Below are 17,481 nucleotides of genomic sequence, written 5' to 3' on the forward strand. Positions count from 1 at the left end.
CCCGCAAAACACGCCTTTCAGTCGAGGTCCGAAACATGTCCCGTCGCCTCATCTCCACCGGCTCCCCCCTCGAGAAGACCGTCGGCTATAGCCGCGCCGTGATCGACGGCGAGTTCGCCTTCGTCGCGGGAACCACGGGCTATGACTACACCACGATGACGATGCCGACCGATGTCACGAGCCAGTCACGCAACTGCTTCAAGACCATCGAAGCTGCCCTGAAAGAGGGCGGATTCGAGATGGCCGATATCGTCCGTGCGACCTACTACGTCACCGACGCCAGCTACATCGATGCCCACTTCGCCGTCTGCGGCGGGGTTCTCGGTGACATCAGGCCGGCGGCGACGTTGCTGGTCGTCAGCGCCCTCGCCAAGCCCGAGATGAAGGTCGAGATCGAAGTCACCGCCAAGCGCCGCAGCATCTGACAAGCGCCGCAGCGCCTGATCCACCCCTCACCATTTGTTTGCCAGCACGTTCCGGAGAAACCATCCCATGAGCCCCGCCTCGCAGATCTACGCGAAGATCACTGGTCCCATCGTCATGGTCGGCTTCGGCTCCATTGGCAAAGGCACGTTGCCGCTGATCGAGCGGCATCTCGACTACGACAAGTCGCGCGTTACCGTGATCGATCCCAAGGACGAGGGCCGCAAGGCACATTGCGAGAAGCAGAATGTGCGCTTCGTCCAGAAGGCCGTGACAAAAGACAATTATCGCGAGCTGCTGACCCCGCTGCTGACCGAAGGCGGCGGCCAGGGCTTTTGCGTCAATCTCTCGGTCGATACCGGCTCCACCGACATCATGGAGCTCTGCAACGAGCTCGGCGCGCTCTACATCGACACCGTCAACGAGCCGTGGCTCGGTTTCTATTTCGACTCCTCCAAGGGGCCGGAAGCGCGCTCCAATTACGCTCTGCGCGAAGCCACGCTGGCGGCCAAGCGCGCGCGTCCCGCGGGATCGACGACGGCTGTCTCCTGCTGCGGCGCCAATCCCGGCATGGTCTCCTTTTTCGTCAAGCAGGCGCTGCTCAACGTCGCCGCCGATCTCAAGCTCAATGCCCCCAAGCCGAAGACCAAGGCCGAATGGGCGGATTTGATGCGGCAGGCCGGCATCAAGGGCATCCACATCGCCGAACGCGACACCCAGCGCTCGAAGAAGCCGAAAGAGCCCGACGTCTTCGTCAACACCTGGTCGGTGGAAGGCTTCCTGTCGGAAGGCGTGCAGCCGTCCGAGCTCGGCTGGGGCACCCATGAAAAATGGATGCCCGAGAATGCGCGGACCCACGAAGCCGGCTGCGGCGCCGCCATCTATCTGATGCAGCCCGGCGCCAACACGCGCGTGCGCACCTGGTGCCCGACCCGCGGCGCGCAATATGGCTTCCTCGTCACCCACAACGAGTCGATCTCGATCGCCGATTACTTCACCGTGCGCGACGCATCGGGCACGGCGGTCTACCGGCCGACCTGCCACTATGCCTATCATCCGGCCGACGATGCCGTGCTGTCGCTGCACGAGATGTTCGGCCGCGCCGCCAAGATGCAGGAGAAGCACCACATCCTCGACGAGAACGAGATCGTCGACGGCATCGACGAGCTCGGCGTGCTGCTGTTCGGCCACGACAACAATGCCTACTGGTACGGCTCGCAGCTCTCAATCGAGGAGACCCGCAAGCTCGCGCCCTACCAGAACGCCACCGGCCTGCAGGTGACCTCCGCCGTGCTCGGCGGCATGGTGTGGGCACTGGAAAACCCGAAGGAAGGCATCGTCGAAGCCGACGAGATGGATTTCGATCGTCTGCTGGAAATCCAGCTGCCCTATCTCGGCCCGGTGAAGGGGTTCTACACCGACTGGACGCCGCTGACTGATCGTCCGGGACTGTTTCCGGAAGACATCGACACCAGCGATCCCTGGCAGTTCAAGAACATTCTGGTGCGGTAAGGGGCCAACTCTCTCCACTCGTCATTCCGGGGCGACGCGCAGCGTCGAGCCCGGAATCCAACGGGCGGCAGAGCATGTAGAAGAATGGATTCCGGGCTCGCGCTTCGCGCGCCCTGGAATGACAGCGGAGAATTACTTCTTCTCGATCGGCGGCGCGATCTTCTCCGCCGGTGCCGGAGGCAGGGCCGGCTTGGTCGCCGCGCCTTGTGTCTGCGGCTCGGGGCGTGCAGGCTCGGGGGCCGGCGTGGTCGGCCGGTCGCCGCCGGGCTTGGCTTCCGCCGGCACCTTGCTCTGCTCGTCAGAGGGCGTGCCCTGAAGCGGCGGTGTCGCCTGCGCCAGTTGCAGCCGGCTCTCGGCGCGGATCTGCGCGATCGATATGCCTGATATCACGACCCCCGCCGCGAACAGCGAGCAGGCGATCATCAGGTCGAGTTTCAGTCTGCGCTTGTCATTGACTGTCATGTCGATCACCGCGTTTGTCCCCGGGATCAACGAAATTGCCCGACCAGGGTTCCGTCCCCGGCAAGGCGGAACTGCACGTCTGCGCGCCAAAACGCCGCGCTTACTCCGTCGTGCTGACTTCCCAGGTCGCGTGGCGGATGCCCGGCAGATGCTGGAGATCGGTCGCAACGGTGTTCAGCTCATTCGGATCGACCGCGCTCGCGACCAGCTTGGCGACGATCTCCAGCATGTCCTCGCCGATCTCGACGACCTCGATACCCGCCACCGGATATTTCGCGGCTTCGAGCTTGTCGACGAGGCGGTCGCGCATGTCGGGCAGGGCGTCGGCGGTAACCGCGAGCTTGAAATAATAGGTCGCCTCCAGTGCCTTCTCGTTCAGCGGAATGCGGTTGATGGCATTGACGAGCGGGCGCAGCATGGTGTTGCCGGCAATCACGAACACGGTCAGGGCGGCCGCCTGCGCGATCATATCGGCACCGGCACAGGAGCCGACCGCGGCCGAGGCCCACAGCGTCGCGGCGGTGTTGAGCCCGCGGACGTCCATGCCCTGCTTCATGATGACGCCGGCCCCTAAGAAGCCGATGCCGGAGACGACATAGGCGATGACCCGCACCGCGCCGTCGGCGCCGTCCAGCTGCATGGCGAGATCGACGAAGGCGGCCGCGCCGACCGCGACCAGCACATTGGTGCGCAGGCCCGCTGTACGCTGGCGATATTGCCGCTCGGCGCCGATCAGCGTGCCCAGCACGAAGGCCGTGGTCAGGCTGACCAGCGTGTCGAGGAAATCAGCAAGCTGGAAGGTCGTCAGAAATCGCATGAATGTCAGCTGCCGTAGGCTGGGCAAAGCGAAGCGTGCCCACGGCTCCCGTCAACGCAAAGAGAGCGTGGGCACGGCGCAAGAGCGCCTTTGCCCACCCTACGGCGTAAAGGATGACAGTTTAAAGCTCCAGCATTCCGCCGTCCCCGTTTTCATCGGCGAAGGCGAGCAGCGTGCCCTTGGCGTTCCAGGCGAGCGCGGCCACGGGCGGGGTGCCGTTGCGGCGGACCAGGATCTCGGCGCCGTCCTCCAGCCGCACCATCAGCACGGTGCCGTCGCTGTAGCCGGCGGCGAGGATGTCGTTCTTCGGATGGCAGGCCACCACGGAGACCCGGGCCTGCAGCGGCGCGAGCATCGCAGGCTCCTTGCCCATCGGGCCGTCCTTGCTGGCGAACGGCCACAGGATGATGGTGTCGGCGCCCGAGGTCGCCAGCGCCTTGCCGCCCGCGCTCCAGGACATCGAGCGGACGCGGCCGGGATAGCCGGTCATGCGCATATGCCTGTTGTCGGCAAGCCGCCAGCCATGCAGCGCCGCCTCGTGCATCGTGGTGACCAGGAATTTGTTGTCCGGGCTGAAGGTGACGCCGAGATGCGAGCCGGCCCAGGGCAGGAATTCGGCTGATCCCGCCATGTTCGGAAACCACAGCGTCGCGCCGTTGTAATGGGCGATCGCGAGCCGCAATCCCTTCGGCGCGAAGGCAAGCCCGCCGACGGTCGAGGGCACCTCGAGCGACTTCTCCTCGGTCTTGCCGCTCTTGACGAAAGCCGTCTTGCCGGCCGACCAGGCGTAGGAGCCGTCCGCATGCAGCGCCACCGCATCTATCCAGCGCCGCTTGGGATCGGTGGCGAGCAGCGTCACCTCGCCCTTGGCGTCGAGCGAGACGACCTTGCCGTCGTCGCCGCCCATCACCAGGCGCTTGCCATCGCAGGCGGTGGAGAGAATGCCGCCGCTGTGAACAGTGACCGTGCTGATCTCACCCTCGTCATCGACGAACGCGACATTCTCCTCGCCGCCGACGAAGGCGGCGCGGTCCCTGAGGAAATGCACCGAGGTCACGCCCATGCCGAGCGTAACGGGCTTGACGCGATCGGTGACGGAGACGATCGAGGCGGAATCGGGGGCCGGCGAAAACTCTTTCATCACGAGACGATGCAGCTCTCAAAACCCTTGCGGATGGCTTCTTCCGGCAGTTCGCGGCCGATGAAGACGAGGCGGCTCTCGCGCGGCTCGCCCTCCTTCCACTTCCGCTGGTGGTCGCCTTCCAGCATCATGTGGACGCCCTGGAAGACGTAGCGGTCGTCGTCGTCGTGGAAGGCGAGGATGCCCTTGGAGCGCAGGATCTTGCCGCCCTCGACCTGCACCAAATTCTGCAGCCAGGGCATGAACACGTTCGGATCGAGCGGCTTGTCGGTCTTGAGCGACAGCGACTGCATGTCCTCGTCGTGATAGTGCTTCAGGCCGTGACCGTGATCATGGTGGTGATGATCGTGGCCGTGATGGTGGTGATCATGGTCGTGGTCATGATCGTCGGCCTCCAGGAAGTCCGGCTCGATGTCGAGGATGCGGTCGAGGTCGAAGGCGCCGCGGTCGAGCACGTCGGCCAGGGCCACCGAGCAGCGCTCGGTGCGGTGGAGTTTCGCATAGGGATTGATGCCGCGGATGCGGGCCTCGACCTCGGCAAGCTCGCCCTTGCTGACGAGATCGGTCTTGTTCAGCACGATGACGTCGGCGAATGCGATCTGGTTCTTGGCCTCGGGCGCGTCCTTGAGCCGGTCGGACAGCCATTTGGCGTCGGCCACCGTGACCACGGCATCGAGCCGCGCATTCTTCTGCACGTCCTCGTCGACGAAGAAGGTCTGGGCGACCGGCGCCGGATCGGCAAGGCCGGTGGTCTCGACGATGATGGCGTCGAACTTGCCCTTGCGCTTCATCAGGCCGTCCATGATGCGCACGAGGTCGCCGCGCACGGTGCAGCAGATGCAGCCATTGTTCATCTCGAACACTTCCTCATCGGCGCCGATGATGAGGTCGTTGTCGATACCGATCTCGCCGAATTCGTTGACGATGACGGCGTATTTCTTGCCGTGGTTCTCGGACAGGATGCGGTTCAAGAGCGTGGTCTTGCCGGCGCCGAGATAGCCGGTCAGGACGGTCACAGGGATTTTGTGCGAGGTCGCTTCAGACATAAGAACTCCGACATCAGGCTTTTTCGCGCGACGCGAGGCGGGGTGGCCCCTGCCCTAGTGGTCAAGCGCGCTGGTCAGGGCCTTTATATTGTGCCTGACCATATCAATGTAAGTGGGTGCCGGCCCCTTTTCGCCGGTCAAACCGTCCGAAATCAGGGTCCCACCGACTTTTGAGCCGGTCTCGGCCGCGATCCGCCGGATCAGCCGGTCGTCACTGATATTTTCCAGGAACACGGCCGGTATTTTTTGGGCCTTGATCTGGCCGATGATGGCCGCGATGTCCCGGGCGCTCGGCTCGGTTTCGGTGGAGACGCCCAGGGGGGCGATGAACTGGATACCGTATTCGGCGGAAAAATAGCCGAAGGCGTCATGGGTCGAGATCACCTTGCGCCGCTCCGGCGGGATTTTCGCCACGGCCTCGCGGACCTCGCGGTCGAGCGTTTCGAGCTTTTCCAGATAGGCTTTTACCTGGGCCCGGAAGAACTCCGCATCATCCGGGGCGGCCGTGGCCAGCGCATTGGCGATATCGGTCACGTAGACCTTAGCGTTGGGGACCGACTGCCAGGCATGGGGGTCTGCGGCCGAGCCGAGCTTCAACGGCGTGATGCCGGCGCTCGCGGTGACCACCACGGCCTTGCTCCCTGCGGACTGCACGAGCCGCGGCAGCCAGCCCTCCAGCCCGAGCCCATTGACGATGACGAGCTTCGCCTCCGCGACCCGCTTCGCATCGGCTGGCGCCGGCGTGTAGACGTGGACGTCGCTGTCGGCGCCGACCAACGTCGTCAGATTGATCCTGTTGCCGCCGACATTGCGGACGAAATCGGCGAGGATCGAGAAGCTCGCGACGACGTTCAGCCGCTCCGCCGCATGCAGCGGCGAGGCGATGGTCAGCAAGGCAAGGAGCAGAAGGAAGCGCATCGCCATCACGCTTCCAGATGCCGGCCGGGAAACATCTGCCGGACGATGCCGCCGACGCGGCCGAACAGCACGGAGACGATGTAGAGCACCGTCGCCACCAGAATGACCGCGGGGCCCGAAGGCACGCGGGTCTGGAACGACAGCACGAGGCCGGCATAGCCGGAAGCCGCGGCAGCGACCACGGCGATGCAAATCATGGCGGTGAGATCGCGCGACCAGAACCGCGCGATACCCGCCGGCAGGATCATCAGGCCGACCGCCAGCAACGTGCCCAGCGCCTGAAAGCCGTTGACGAGGTTGATGACGACCAGCGCCAGGAAGGCGAGATGCGCGGGACCGCCGGCGCGACTGACTGTCCGCAAGAACAAGGGATCGACGCTCTCGATCACCAGCGGGCGGTAGATCACGGCGAGCACCAGCAGCGTCACGGTGGCGTTGAAGGCCACCACCAGCAGGGTCTGGTCGTCCATCGCGAGGATGTTGCCGAACAAGACATGGAGCAGGTCGATATTGGTGCCCTTGATCGAGACGATGGTCACGCCGAGCGCCAGCGAGGCCAGATAGAAGGTCGCGAGCGAGGCGTCCTCTTTCAGCCCGGTCGAGCGCGCGACGACGCCGGCAAGGATGGCGACGGCAAAGCCGGCGATCAGGCCGCCGGCCGTCATCGCGAACAGATTGAGACCGGAGAGTAGGAAGCCGACCGCCGCGCCCGGCAGGATCGCGTGCGCCATGGCGTCGCCGACGAGGCTCATCCGCCGCAGCATCAGGAAGACGCCGATCGGCGCGCCCGCCAGCGACAATGCGATCACGGCGGCCAGCGCGCGCCGCATGAACTCGAATTCGGTGAAGGGACCGATCAGCGCGTCATAGAGCATTGCAATCACGCGGCCCGCGAACTGATATCGTCGGCCGCGCAGGCCGCGGCGGTGTCGTCGAAGGCCTCGCACATCCGCATCGCCACCAGCAGGTTTTCCGGCGTCAGCACCTCCGCCGTCGGTCCCCACGCCACGGGGCCCCGCGCCAGCACCAGCGTCTCGCTGAAATGGTTGCGCACCATCTCCATGTCGTGCAGCGCGGCGAGCACGGTGCGGCCCTCGCCGTGCCAGTGCTTCACCAGCGCGAGCAGATCGGCGGTGGTCTTGCTGTCGATGGCGTTGAAGGGCTCGTCCAGCACGATGAGCGAAGCGTCCTGGAGCAGCACGCGCGCGAACAGCACACGCTGCATCTGGCCGCCCGAGAGCGTGCCGATCGGGCGGTTCTCGAAACCGTTGAGGCCGACGGAGGCGATCGCGCGCAAGATCTTCCCGCGCGCGGCCTTGCCGATGCCGCCGAACAGGCCGGTCCCGCGCCACAGCCCGGTGCCGACGAAGTCGAACACCGAGATCGGGAAGCTGCGGTCGATCTCCGCGCTCTGCGGCAGATAGGCGATATCGCGAGAGTCGAGCCCGCCGAGATGGATGCTGCCGTCGAGCGGTCGGAGGATGCCGACGATGCCGCGCAGCAGGGTCGACTTGCCCGCGCCGTTCGGGCCGATCACGGCGACCAGCGCGCCCCGCGCGACCTCGCCGTTGAGATGGTGCACGGCCGGGTGCCGGTCATAACCGAGCGTGACATTGTGGAAGTGCAGCGCCGCCATGGTCACCTCATCGCCAGGAAGACCACGCCCCAGAGCACGGCACAGACGGCGAGCGCGGCCAGAAGGCGCGCGGCCATGGTCATGCGCAGGATCGACCAGGGCGCGGCCTGGGCCGGATGCGGCGAGGCCGCGTCGTGGACATGGGCGTGGGTGTGGTCGTGCCCGTGCGAATGGTCATGGGGATGACCGTGAGCATGATCGTGATGATGGGCGTGGGACGCGGCGGGAACCATGCAGAGACGTTATATTATAACATTACCCCTGTCCACGACCCGGGTGTCAGGGCTTGCCGATCACCATTGCAATCGCCGCTGCCACGAAGGGAAACGGCACCGAAACGGCGCAGCGGAACCAGACGAAACGGGCCGGCATGAACGGGATTTCCCACAAGATCACCCGCTGGAAGGCGAACAGAGCCCAGGCGACGACATAGGCAACCACCTGCGGCACCCCGCCGCCCGACTTCAGCGCCACCGTGCCGATCGAGAAGCCGATCACGGGCCCGCCAGGCGTGGCCGCGCCGGCGACCACGGCGGTCGCAACCCCGAGCCAGCCGCTGTCCGGCCCGAGCCAGCCGGTGATCACCTCCTGCGGGATGATTGCGGCGATGTAGCCGGAGCCGATCACGCCCAGCGCGATGCGCGGCACGATGTTGATGAAGTCCATCGAGCCTTCGCGCAGCGAGGCCTTGAACACCGGAGGGCCGCGACGAAAGGCGATCAGCCCGACGCCGAACACCGAGCCCCACAACAGGATGTCGATGAAAAGCGCGGCGCTCATGCCGCGTCCTCGTCGCTTTCGCGCTTCGGATAGAGCCGGACATAGACGAAGCGGCCGAGGGCCCCTGCGAGCACCGGCAGCGGCAGCGAAATGAGAATCCGCCACAGCGTGAAGTCGGTGCCCATGATCGGGATTTCCCAGGCCACCGCCCGGCCATAGCCGATCAGGGTCCAGCTCACGACCATGGCGATGGTGGCGCCGAAATCGGCGCCGACTGCGAGCAGCGCACTCGCCACGGGATAGGCGGTGAACGGACCGCCGGGCAGGATCGCGCCGAAGGCGGTGCCGATCAGAAGGCCCGTCAGGCCGGATTTGGGCCCGAGCGAGCGCGAGACCTTTTCGTGCGGCAGGATCTCCGAGATGAAGGCCCCGAGCAGGCAGCCGGCGAGCACGCGCGGCAGGATGCCTGAGAACAGCGACAGATCGTGGGTCAGAATATCGAGAACGCCGTCGGTGCCGTCACGCTGCCAGACCAGCGCCGCGCTCACCGCGACCAGCGCGGCGATGATGATCGTCGACCAGCCGATCGGCTTGCGCACTCGCCCCGGCCGCGGCTCGGACTCGACGTCCTCGGCAGGCGCCGGGTCTTTCGGGGAAGGTTCTGACAACGGGCTCGGTTGGCTCGAGGGTGATGCCTTTCCTGATTAAGGGCGGTGTTCCCCTGATGCAAACAGTACGATGACAGACCGGTGCGCGCGCCACGCAGGGCAATTCCGCACAGCAAAAAGGCGGCCGCGCGAGCGACCGCCTTCTGAGTTCGTCATTCCGGGGCGCTCGAAGTGCGAGCCCGGAATCTCGCGCCACAACTTCCGGATTCCGGGTTCGCCCTGCGGGCGGCCCGGAATGACAACGAGGCCTTACGCCTTCTCGAACAGGGACTCGACGTATTCCCAGTTCACGAGGTTCTCGACGAACGCCTTGAGATAGTCGGGGCGGCGGTTGCGGTAGTCGATGTAATAGGAGTGCTCCCAGACGTCGCAGCCGAGGATCGGGGTGGCGCCATGCACCAGCGGATTCTCGCCGTTCGGGGTCTTGGAGATCTCAAGCTTGCCGTTCTTGACCTGGAGCCAGCACCAGCCGGAGCCGAACTGGCCGACGCCGGCCGCCTGGAAGTCGGTCTTGAACTTCTCGAAGCCGCCGAGGTCCTCGTTGATCTTCTTCTCGATCTTGCCCGGCAGCTTGGTGCCGCCGCCGTTGGGCTTCATCCAGCTCCAGAAGTGGATGTGGTTATAGTGCTGGCCGGCATTATTGAACACCGCGGGGTTCTTGCCGAACGAGCCCTTGACGATCTCTTCAAGGGACTTGCCTTCCCATTCGGTCCCCTTGAGCGCGTTGTTGCCGTTGGTGACGTAGGCCTGATGATGCTTGTCGTGGTGGAATTCCAGCGTCTCCTTCGACATGAACTGGCCGAGGGCGTCATAGGCGTAAGGGAGGGGGGGCAGCGTAAAGGTCATGGGATGTTGTCCGCGACTGATGGGGAACTGGCTTAACGGGGACTCTTATAGAAGGTTCCACCGCCGTTAAATACCGCCAATTTGCGAAAAGGCGCGATGCCACGGCTTGGCCGGATTGCACAAAATCGCCGTACCGGGGGACATTCAATCCGGGCCGGTCCCGCGCCGCAAAATATCATTGCCTTTGAACCGGTTATGACAGAACGAATGGACCGCGCAGCGTGTTGCGAGAGACAAAACCATGAGCATCGAGATCGACATTTTGAACGGCGACGCCTCGTGGCCGATCGCAAAGCCGCTGCTCAGCGCGGTCTGGGGTCAAGATGCCGCGGAGAAGCCGGCCTGGGCTCACATCAAATGGGCCAATGCGGACCTGCGCGTGCTGATCGAGACGCCCGAGGACGGTCTCGTCTGCCATGTCGGCATCTATTTCCGCACCGTCATCTGGAACGGACAGAAGGTCCATATCGGCGGCATCGGCGGGGTCTGCACCCGCGAGGACCGGCGCGGTCGCGGCTATGCGACCGTGGCAATCGACGCCGCCGTGCACACCATCAGGGCCAACGAAGCGGTCCGGTTCGCCCTGCTGTTCTGCGAACCCCACAATTTTTCGTTCTACGAGACCCGAAGCTGGCTGCCCTTCAAGGGCGAGGTCTATTGCGAACAGCCGGAGGGGCGGATCCGCTTCACCGAGATGGCGCCCTACGTCTTCAACATCGTCCGCGCGCCGACGCTGGGCACCATCGACCTATGCGGCCTGCCGTGGTGACCCCTGCGTGGCGTGAGGGCTGCCGCAGGGGCTCGGCCATCCTATAATATGTCGATCATCATCTAAATTCCGCCCGGTGAACATGACGATCGACGCCCCTGCAGACGCCGTCCCGCCGCTTGCGCCGGTCGCCTCCCCGATCGCCAGCCTGCTGACCGCGCCGATCCTGCCGACGCTGCTGCGGCTCGCGATCCCCAACATGATCGCGATGGTCGGCAGCACTTTGGTTGCGATCGCCGAGACCTCCTATATCGGCCGGCTCGGCACCATTCCGCTCGCCGCGATCGCGCTGGTGTTTCCGTTCGCGATGCTGACGCAGATGATGAGCGCGGGCGCGATGGGCGGCGGCGTCTCCTCCGCGATCAGCCGCGCGCTCGGCGCAGGGGATCGTGACCGCGCCGCGACGCTGGCGCTGCATGCCGCCATCATCGGCCTCTGCGGCGGGCTGTTCTTCACGGTGATGATGCTCGTCTTCGGCCGCTCGTTCTTCACGCTGCTCGGCGGGCGCGATCGCGTGCTCGAGGAGGCCAGCGGCTATTCGCAGGTACTGTTCTCCGGCGCGGTCGCGATCTGGCTCGTCAACACGCTGGCCTCGGTGATCCGCGGCACCGGCGACATGCGCCTGCCCTCGATGACGCTGATCGGGGCCAGCGTGCTGCAGATCGCGCTCGGCGGCACGTTGGGGCTCGGCCTGTTCGGCGTGAAGCCCTTCGGTATGCCGGGGGTCGCCAGCGGCCAGCTGATCGCGTTCACCTGCGCCGCGATCTTTTTCCTTTGGTATCTCGCGTCCGGCCGCAGCCGGCTGCCGCTGAATATTCGCGCATTTCATTTCGAGCGCGCGATGTTCCTGGACATCCTCAAGGTTGGTGCGGTGGCCTGCCTATCGCCGCTCCAGACCGTTCTCACCATTTTGATCTTCACCAAGATCCTGGCCACGTTCGGCACCGAGATGCTGGCCGGCTACGGCATCGGCTCGCGGCTGGAATTCTTGCTGATCCCGATCACGTTCGCCTTCGGCATCGCCTCGGTGCCGATGGTCGGCATGGCGATGGGCGCCGGACAGGTGAAGCGCGCCCGGCGTGTGGCCTGGACCGCCGCTGCAGCTTCCGGATTGACGGTCGGCCTGATCGGGCTCGCCGTCGCGCTCGCTCCTTCGCTGTGGGTCGCACTCTTCACGCGCGATGCCGGCGTCACCGCCGCCGCTCACAGCTATTTCCACTGGGCCGGCCCGACCTTCGTGTTCTTCGGCATCGGCGTGTCGCTTTATTTCTCCTCGCAAGGCGCGGCGCGCGTCGGCGGCCCCGTGCTCGCTTCCACCGCGCGGCTTCTGATCGTCGCGATCGGCGGCGTCGGCCTCATGATGACGCAGGCGCCGGCGTGGACTTTGTTCGCGCTGGTCGGCGGCGCCATGGCGGTGTTCGGCCTGTCGACTGCGGCCGCGGTCGCCTTCGCGCGCTGGGACAAATGATCGCAGGCATGAACGCACGCAAATGAACGCAGGAATGTGATTCCAGCCGGCGTTGCACTATCCCGCCGGGCTGCTATGGAGGCGCTCCATTTTCGGGGCCTCTTCCATGACTTCCAGATTCGCTGCTCTCATCGTCCTCCTCGCTGCGCTGCTCGGCGCGCCGGCCGCGCATGCGCAGAGCGCCGATGGGACATGGCTCACCCAGGCGGGCGATGCGCGCGTCAAGATCAGCAAGTGCGGCGGCGGCATCTGCGGCGTCGTCGCCTGGCTGCGCGAGCCCTACGACACCGCGACCGGCCAGCCCGCCACCGACAGCAAGAACCCCAATCGCGAGCTCGCCAGGCGCCCGATGGTCGGCTTGCCATTGTTCAGCGGCATGCAGCCCTCCGGTCCGAACAAATGGTCCGGCCAGATCTACAACGCCGACGACGGCAGCACTTATGCCAGCAGCATCTCCGTGACGGGAGCGGATTCGCTGCGGGTCGAAGGCTGCGTCGGCGCGCTCTGCGGCGGAGAGACCTGGACGCGGGCGGGGCGCTGACGCTTCACGCCATCATCGCCTTCAGCGCCGTGGCCGCCGAGGCGTAGCCGCCCCGTGCGCCATCGATGAAATGGACGTGATCACTGCGCAGCGCCGACGGCGTGAAGCAGGTCATCATGGCGGCATCCTGCTGGTAGAGGCCGTAGCGTACGATGCCGTCACGGGCCGCAATCGCCAGTCGGTCGCTCAGCGCGCGCTCGAGCTGCGGCGTGCAATCGAGGATCATGCGCAGGCCGTCGTCAAATTTCCTGAAGTCCGAGTTCTCGACCACCTGACGCCTGTAGACGTTCGGCACGAAGCCGCCGACCTTGAGGTCGAAGCGCATGATCAGATAGACGAACAACGTATAGGCCAGCACGGTGGCGCGGCGCGCGAGCAGCGGACCACCGCGCCTGGTGCGGGCTTCGTATTCCAGCCCCTGCGGCGGCCATTTCAGCGGCGGCCCCTGCGGCGGCACCGGACGGGCGCCGTCCGGGCTGCGCTCGACGAGGTGGATGATGTCCTCGATCACCTTGCGGAAGGCGTGCGGATCGGCGCCCCGCGCCGGCATCACCAGAACCGACAGGATCAGCCCACGTGAGGCCGGTATCACCTCGAAGCGGCAGGACAGGCCCGAGAGATCGGGCTGCGTGCCCGCCGGCGCGGCCGGGACGGCAAACTCCCCGCGCTTCATTGCGGCATCGGCGAAGGCGAGCCCGCCGCCCGAGAACATCGCATAGGACAGGTTGGCCGACGGACCGAATCGCGCGACGCGCACGTCGAGGCCTTGCGCGCGGATGGCGCTGACCGGCACCAGCGCGACCCGCATCGTCAGATCGAGATCTTCCCGCACCCAGGTCGCGGTTGCCGCCAGCGCCTCTCGGGCAGGTTCGAGGTCGCCCGGCGCAACCGCAAAGCTCGCGCCGTCGCCGCCGAACACGAAGGGGAATTCGCGTCCCTCCAACGCGTTCGTCACCGCCGCGATCACGGCGGCGCCGGCCATGTTCACCGCCTTGTAGCGCTGCGCCGCGATCGCCTTGGTGGAATCGACGATATCGGCAACGCCGATGCTCCAATCGTCCGGCAGCGGCGCATAGAGCGCAGGGTCCATCAGGCTGGTGAAGCCGCGGAAGACGGGAATGCCGCCATAGAAGGATTCGCCTGAGGTCATCGGGGATGCCGGATGGTTGGAATGCAAAACAAATACGTGGCAGGATCGATCCGGGTTCGCCGGCCGGCGGCCCCTTTCAATCATTGGCCGAAACGGGCCAGGACAACAAGATACGGCAACAACAAGGTGAGGCCGCGTTGCAATACCGCAGCGGGTCATTGATCGGAATCAAGCGGCCGGCCGGGGAGAACGGCTATCGTTGGCCAGCTCCAACGGTTGCATGGGATGATCCAGGTGTCAGACTTCGGCAGCAAGGATTCCACCTCTCCTGTCCGCCGGCGCACGGGCACTGACCCGATCAGCGCGGTGAAGATGCCCGAAAGACTGACGGCAGCCGTCGATGCCTGGGCTGAAGCCCATCAGCTGACCCGCTCGGAGGCGATCTGCAAGCTGATCGAGCTGGGCCTGAAGATCGCGCCCCCGGTCCACTCCGCGGCGCATCCGATCGCATCGGACGCCACCAGGATCGAAGAGATCGCGGTCCACGAGATCGAGACGCTGCTCGATCCGGCATTGCCCGTGGACGAACGCGACCGCCGCATCCGCCGCCTCACCGAAGGGCCGCCGGAATTTTCACACGAACGAATTGACCTGCCGAAAGACCGGACGTGAGCTGCTAGTGCAGCTTCTCGTCTTGACGCTTGCGCAAGCTATCGAGAGACGCATCGTGGCAGCCGATCAGGCGCACGAATTGCTGCGGATACATTTCGTGGCCGTGACCGCCGGAATTCTGGTGCGTCATCGGCGGGCAGTGGACATCGTCCGGCTTGGCGCGGGATTGCTCTGTCCGGCCCTGATTTGAAGCGGTCATGTTGGGCATGGTCATGGACTGCTCCCTGTCGATTAGGGCACATCGATTGACGTAACCCAATCGATTGCGGGGCATCTTACGACCAAATCCGGCTGGATGTCATTGTGCCGGATCAATTCAATTGTAACGACGGAGTTCCCGCTTACGCCGTGTTTCCCGCATCGATGGTGAACACCGCACCTGTCACGTTGCGACCACCCTCGCCGAGCAGATATTCCACCATGCGCGCGACGTCGTCCGTCTCCGGCAGGCGGCGCAGCGCGCTGCGGCCGGCGATGCGCTTGCGGGCCTCGTCGGACAGATTGTGCGTGAGTTCGGTGTCGATGAAGCCAGGCGCAATCGCGTTCACAGTGATGCCGAGCTTGCCGACCTCGCGCGCCAGCGAGCGGGTGAAACCGGTGGCAGCCGCCTTGGTCGCGCCATAGACGGACAGGCCGTTGTAGCCGGTGGTCGCGATGATCGAGGAGATGTTGACGATGCGGCCGGCGCCGTCGGCCATCATCTGCCGCGCCACATATTTGGTGAGGATGATCGGCGACAGCACGTTGAGCTGCACCAGCGCCTCGATCTCGGAATTATGCATGGTGGCGAGCAGGCCTTCGGTGCCGAGGCCGGCATTGTTGACGAGGCCGTAGGTCGGGCCGAACTCGTCGCGCACGAGTTTTGCAAAAGCCGGAATGGCGTCGATCACGGCAAGATCGCAGGCGCGGAAATGCAGGCGCCCTTCGGACTCCGCAATCGCGGCCTTGAGCTCCTCGCTCTCGCGCCGGGCGGCCGCGACCACGTTGTAGCCGGCGCCGGCGAGGCGCTTGCCGATCGCAAGGCCGATGCCGCGGCTGCCGCCGGTGACGAGGACATTATGCATCGGTGCGCGCCAGTTTTCCGGCCGGGGTGACGTCGAGCGCCTCGACGAAACGGATCACCGCCGGCACCTTGTGGGACGCGAGCTGCGCGCGGCACCGCTCCAGGATCTGATCGCGGATCTCTTTCGCGCGGGCGGGATCGGTGCCCTCGGTGAGGATCACGTCGGCGACCACGATGCCGCCGGTGATCGGGCTCTTGCGCGATTTGGCCCGCGACATCCGCACGTCGGGATGGCGGTTGATGACCGCCTCGATCTCTTCGGGATGAACCTTCAACCCGCCGATATTGATGATGCCGCCGCGGCGGCCGACGAAATAGTAACGCTCGCCGCGCAACTCGACGATGTCGCAGCTGTCGACAAATCCATCATCATCGGTGAGCGCGGCTGCATTGCGGCCGACATAGGCATGCGCGGTGCGCGTCGAACGAATACGGAGCGAGCCATCGACCACTTTCATCTCGACGCCATTGCGATTGCCGAGATAGTCGGCCGGAAAGCCTTCCAACCCGTCATTGACGGCAAAGCCGACGCCGGCTTCGGTCGAGGCATAGGCATGACCGACGGAGGAATTGGGGAATGCCGCCTTCAGCCCGTCGAGCACCGCCTGGTCGGCAATCTCACCGGAGAGGCGGACGTAAGCCGGGGCGAACTGCGCGGCCGAACCGCTCATCAGGAGCTTGCGCCAGTGCGAGGGCGTGCCGGAGATGTGCGAGACGTCGCGCGCCTTCAGCCGCGCGACGTGATCGCCGAGCGCCTCATGCGGGTCGGACAGCACCATCGAGCCGCCGGAAAGGACGGCGCGCAGGAAGATTTGCAGGCCGCCATAGCGGCGAATGTCGTAAAAGGTCGCCCAGACCGGCGCCGGGCCGCGCGCGGGCCCTTCTGCAACAATCGCACCCGTCAGCGCTTCCAGCGTGTGACCGGCGATCTTCGGCACGCCTGAGGTGCCCGAGGTCAGCATCAGCCATTCCGTCGCGCGTTCGGTCTTGGCGGGCGCGGTGGATACAAGCGGCAATTGCGCGGTGACGATGAGCGCGATGCCTGAGTCGGCCCAACGATCAGGCTCGTCCGTCACGACGGCATCGATCCCGGCATCGGCGATCAGTGCGTCGAGATGCGCCGGGTTGAGATCGGGCGGGCACAGCAGCATGCGACGGGCGATGCCGTCGAGCTCGATCATGGCAAGGCCCGACCGGAGCTGGTCGGACAATTTGAGCAGCACGGAGCGGCCGGACAATTCGCGCAGGCGGCCACCCAGAACCGTCTGCGACAGGATATCGGTCAGCGACACGCAGGTGCGCGCGTCCGACAGCGTACGGCCGGTCAGCTCCGCGCCGAGATGGTCGCGAAGCGCAAAGATCTCACGCGGGGACATTTTCGTAGGCCCGCACGAAATCGCCGACCGTGGCGGGAAACGCTGCGTCCTCGGAGATGGTGAAGGGGTCGACGCCGGTCTCGTCTTCGAGGCGCGCGACCAGGATGGCGAAGGCGAGCGAGTCGAAACCCGTCTCGTGCAGCGACAGATCATCCGAGAGTGCGGGAAGCGTGACGTGCTGCTCTTTGGCGATCTGCTGGATCGCGTCAATGACCTTAGACCTTACCGACATGGCTGGCTCGCTTTGTTATCGTTGGTGTTGCGGCGGCTCTTGCTGGCCGCCTCCCCATGGCCGCTTGTTTACCCGACAGAA

The 17,481-nt window shown here is 65.4% G+C and carries 22 protein-coding genes; 6 read left to right on the plus strand and 16 right to left on the minus strand.

Annotation, left to right across the window (positions count from 1 at the left end; all coding sequences use genetic code 11):
• Positions 1 to 35: 35 nt before the first annotated feature.
• Positions 36 to 425 (plus strand): RidA family protein, encoded by a 390-nt coding sequence (locus RAD04_RS17990; protein ID WP_461624824.1) that lies wholly within the window; start codon positions 36 to 38, stop codon positions 423 to 425.
• 67 nt (positions 426 to 492) lie between these two features.
• Positions 493 to 1,935 carry a homospermidine synthase gene (locus tag RAD04_RS17995; protein WP_461624825.1) on the plus strand — a complete coding sequence of 481 codons (1,443 nt, stop codon included), beginning with the start codon at positions 493 to 495 and terminating at the stop codon, positions 1,933 to 1,935.
• 132 nt (positions 1,936 to 2,067) lie between these two features.
• Here RAD04_RS17995 and RAD04_RS18000 read toward each other — a convergent pair whose 3' ends face one another.
• The 11 genes from RAD04_RS18000 to RAD04_RS18050 form a co-directional block, all read right to left on the minus strand.
• Positions 2,068 to 2,397, minus strand: a complete 330-nt coding sequence (locus RAD04_RS18000; RefSeq protein WP_461624826.1) for a hypothetical protein — start codon at positions 2,395 to 2,397, stop codon at positions 2,068 to 2,070.
• Between the two features lie 100 nt (positions 2,398 to 2,497).
• A complete protein-coding gene (locus tag RAD04_RS18005; protein ID WP_104462706.1) occupies positions 2,498 to 3,214 on the minus strand; it encodes an MgtC/SapB family protein in 717 nt (238 codons plus the stop codon).
• Between the two features lie 121 nt (positions 3,215 to 3,335).
• A complete protein-coding gene (locus RAD04_RS18010; RefSeq protein ID WP_461624827.1) occupies positions 3,336 to 4,355 on the minus strand; it encodes a WD40 repeat domain-containing protein in 1,020 nt (339 codons plus the stop codon).
• Positions 4,355 to 5,401, minus strand: a complete 1,047-nt coding sequence (locus RAD04_RS18015; RefSeq protein ID WP_091966764.1) for a CobW family GTP-binding protein — start codon at positions 5,399 to 5,401, stop codon at positions 4,355 to 4,357. The genes RAD04_RS18010 and RAD04_RS18015 overlap by 1 nt, the downstream gene beginning before the upstream one ends.
• A 54-nt stretch (positions 5,402 to 5,455) precedes the next feature.
• Positions 5,456 to 6,319 carry a metal ABC transporter substrate-binding protein gene (locus RAD04_RS18020; protein ID WP_461625023.1) on the minus strand — a complete coding sequence of 288 codons (864 nt, stop codon included), beginning with the start codon at positions 6,317 to 6,319 and terminating at the stop codon, positions 5,456 to 5,458.
• A 5-nt stretch (positions 6,320 to 6,324) separates the two neighbouring features.
• Positions 6,325 to 7,194 carry a metal ABC transporter permease gene (locus RAD04_RS18025; protein WP_461625024.1) on the minus strand — a complete coding sequence of 290 codons (870 nt, stop codon included), beginning with the start codon at positions 7,192 to 7,194 and terminating at the stop codon, positions 6,325 to 6,327.
• A 5-nt stretch (positions 7,195 to 7,199) separates the two neighbouring features.
• The gene (locus tag RAD04_RS18030; RefSeq protein ID WP_461624828.1) at positions 7,200 to 7,955 is read right to left on the minus strand and encodes a metal ABC transporter ATP-binding protein; all 756 of its coding nucleotides are present in this window, start codon (positions 7,953 to 7,955) and stop codon (positions 7,200 to 7,202) included.
• A gap of 2 nt (positions 7,956 to 7,957) precedes the next feature.
• A complete protein-coding gene (locus tag RAD04_RS18035; RefSeq protein WP_461624829.1) occupies positions 7,958 to 8,188 on the minus strand; it encodes a hypothetical protein in 231 nt (76 codons plus the stop codon).
• Between the two features lie 46 nt (positions 8,189 to 8,234).
• Positions 8,235 to 8,735 (minus strand): hypothetical protein, encoded by a 501-nt coding sequence (locus tag RAD04_RS18040; RefSeq protein WP_018316197.1) that lies wholly within the window; start codon positions 8,733 to 8,735, stop codon positions 8,235 to 8,237.
• Positions 8,732 to 9,343 (minus strand): permease, encoded by a 612-nt coding sequence (locus RAD04_RS18045; RefSeq protein WP_461624830.1) that lies wholly within the window; start codon positions 9,341 to 9,343, stop codon positions 8,732 to 8,734. The genes RAD04_RS18040 and RAD04_RS18045 overlap by 4 nt, the downstream gene beginning before the upstream one ends.
• Before the next feature lie 249 nt (positions 9,344 to 9,592).
• Positions 9,593 to 10,189 carry a superoxide dismutase gene (locus tag RAD04_RS18050; protein ID WP_028139981.1) on the minus strand — a complete coding sequence of 199 codons (597 nt, stop codon included), beginning with the start codon at positions 10,187 to 10,189 and terminating at the stop codon, positions 9,593 to 9,595.
• Between the two features lie 241 nt (positions 10,190 to 10,430).
• Here RAD04_RS18050 and RAD04_RS18055 point away from each other — a divergent pair, with 241 nt between their 5' ends.
• The 3 genes from RAD04_RS18055 to RAD04_RS18065 all read left to right on the plus strand — a co-directional run bounded on the left by RAD04_RS18055 (position 10,431) and on the right by RAD04_RS18065 (position 12,967).
• Positions 10,431 to 10,958: a GNAT family N-acetyltransferase gene (locus RAD04_RS18055; protein WP_461624831.1), complete on the plus strand. Its 528-nt coding sequence runs from the start codon at positions 10,431 to 10,433 to the stop codon at positions 10,956 to 10,958.
• Between the two features lie 82 nt (positions 10,959 to 11,040).
• Positions 11,041 to 12,426 carry an MATE family efflux transporter gene (locus RAD04_RS18060; RefSeq protein WP_461624832.1) on the plus strand — a complete coding sequence of 462 codons (1,386 nt, stop codon included), beginning with the start codon at positions 11,041 to 11,043 and terminating at the stop codon, positions 12,424 to 12,426.
• Between the two features lie 106 nt (positions 12,427 to 12,532).
• On the plus strand, positions 12,533 to 12,967 hold the full coding sequence (locus tag RAD04_RS18065; protein ID WP_461624833.1) for a DUF2147 domain-containing protein: 435 nt from the start codon (positions 12,533 to 12,535) through the stop codon (positions 12,965 to 12,967).
• Positions 12,968 to 12,971: 4 nt separating this feature from the next.
• Here RAD04_RS18065 and RAD04_RS18070 read toward each other — a convergent pair whose 3' ends face one another.
• The gene (locus RAD04_RS18070; RefSeq protein ID WP_461624834.1) at positions 12,972 to 14,117 is read right to left on the minus strand and encodes a DUF3095 domain-containing protein; all 1,146 of its coding nucleotides are present in this window, start codon (positions 14,115 to 14,117) and stop codon (positions 12,972 to 12,974) included.
• Between the two features lie 225 nt (positions 14,118 to 14,342).
• On the opposite strand from RAD04_RS18070, the gene RAD04_RS18075 reads away from it, so the two are divergent.
• A complete protein-coding gene (locus tag RAD04_RS18075; RefSeq protein WP_461624835.1) occupies positions 14,343 to 14,729 on the plus strand; it encodes a hypothetical protein in 387 nt (128 codons plus the stop codon).
• A 4-nt stretch (positions 14,730 to 14,733) separates the two neighbouring features.
• Here RAD04_RS18075 and RAD04_RS18080 read toward each other — a convergent pair whose 3' ends face one another.
• From RAD04_RS18080 to RAD04_RS18095, 4 genes are all read right to left on the minus strand, one after another.
• Positions 14,734 to 14,943 carry a hypothetical protein gene (locus tag RAD04_RS18080; RefSeq protein WP_461624836.1) on the minus strand — a complete coding sequence of 70 codons (210 nt, stop codon included), beginning with the start codon at positions 14,941 to 14,943 and terminating at the stop codon, positions 14,734 to 14,736.
• A 127-nt stretch (positions 14,944 to 15,070) separates the two neighbouring features.
• Positions 15,071 to 15,793: an SDR family NAD(P)-dependent oxidoreductase gene (locus RAD04_RS18085; protein WP_461624837.1), complete on the minus strand. Its 723-nt coding sequence runs from the start codon at positions 15,791 to 15,793 to the stop codon at positions 15,071 to 15,073.
• Complete coding sequence (locus RAD04_RS18090) at positions 15,786 to 17,168, minus strand: class I adenylate-forming enzyme family protein (RefSeq protein WP_461624838.1); 1,383 nt, start codon at positions 17,166 to 17,168, stop codon at positions 15,786 to 15,788. The genes RAD04_RS18085 and RAD04_RS18090 overlap by 8 nt, the downstream gene beginning before the upstream one ends.
• Positions 17,155 to 17,400: an acyl carrier protein gene (locus tag RAD04_RS18095; RefSeq protein WP_008543699.1), complete on the minus strand. Its 246-nt coding sequence runs from the start codon at positions 17,398 to 17,400 to the stop codon at positions 17,155 to 17,157. The genes RAD04_RS18090 and RAD04_RS18095 overlap by 14 nt, the downstream gene beginning before the upstream one ends.
• Positions 17,401 to 17,481 lie beyond the last annotated feature (81 nt).

Source organism: Bradyrhizobium sp. 25ACV (assembly GCF_054863005.1).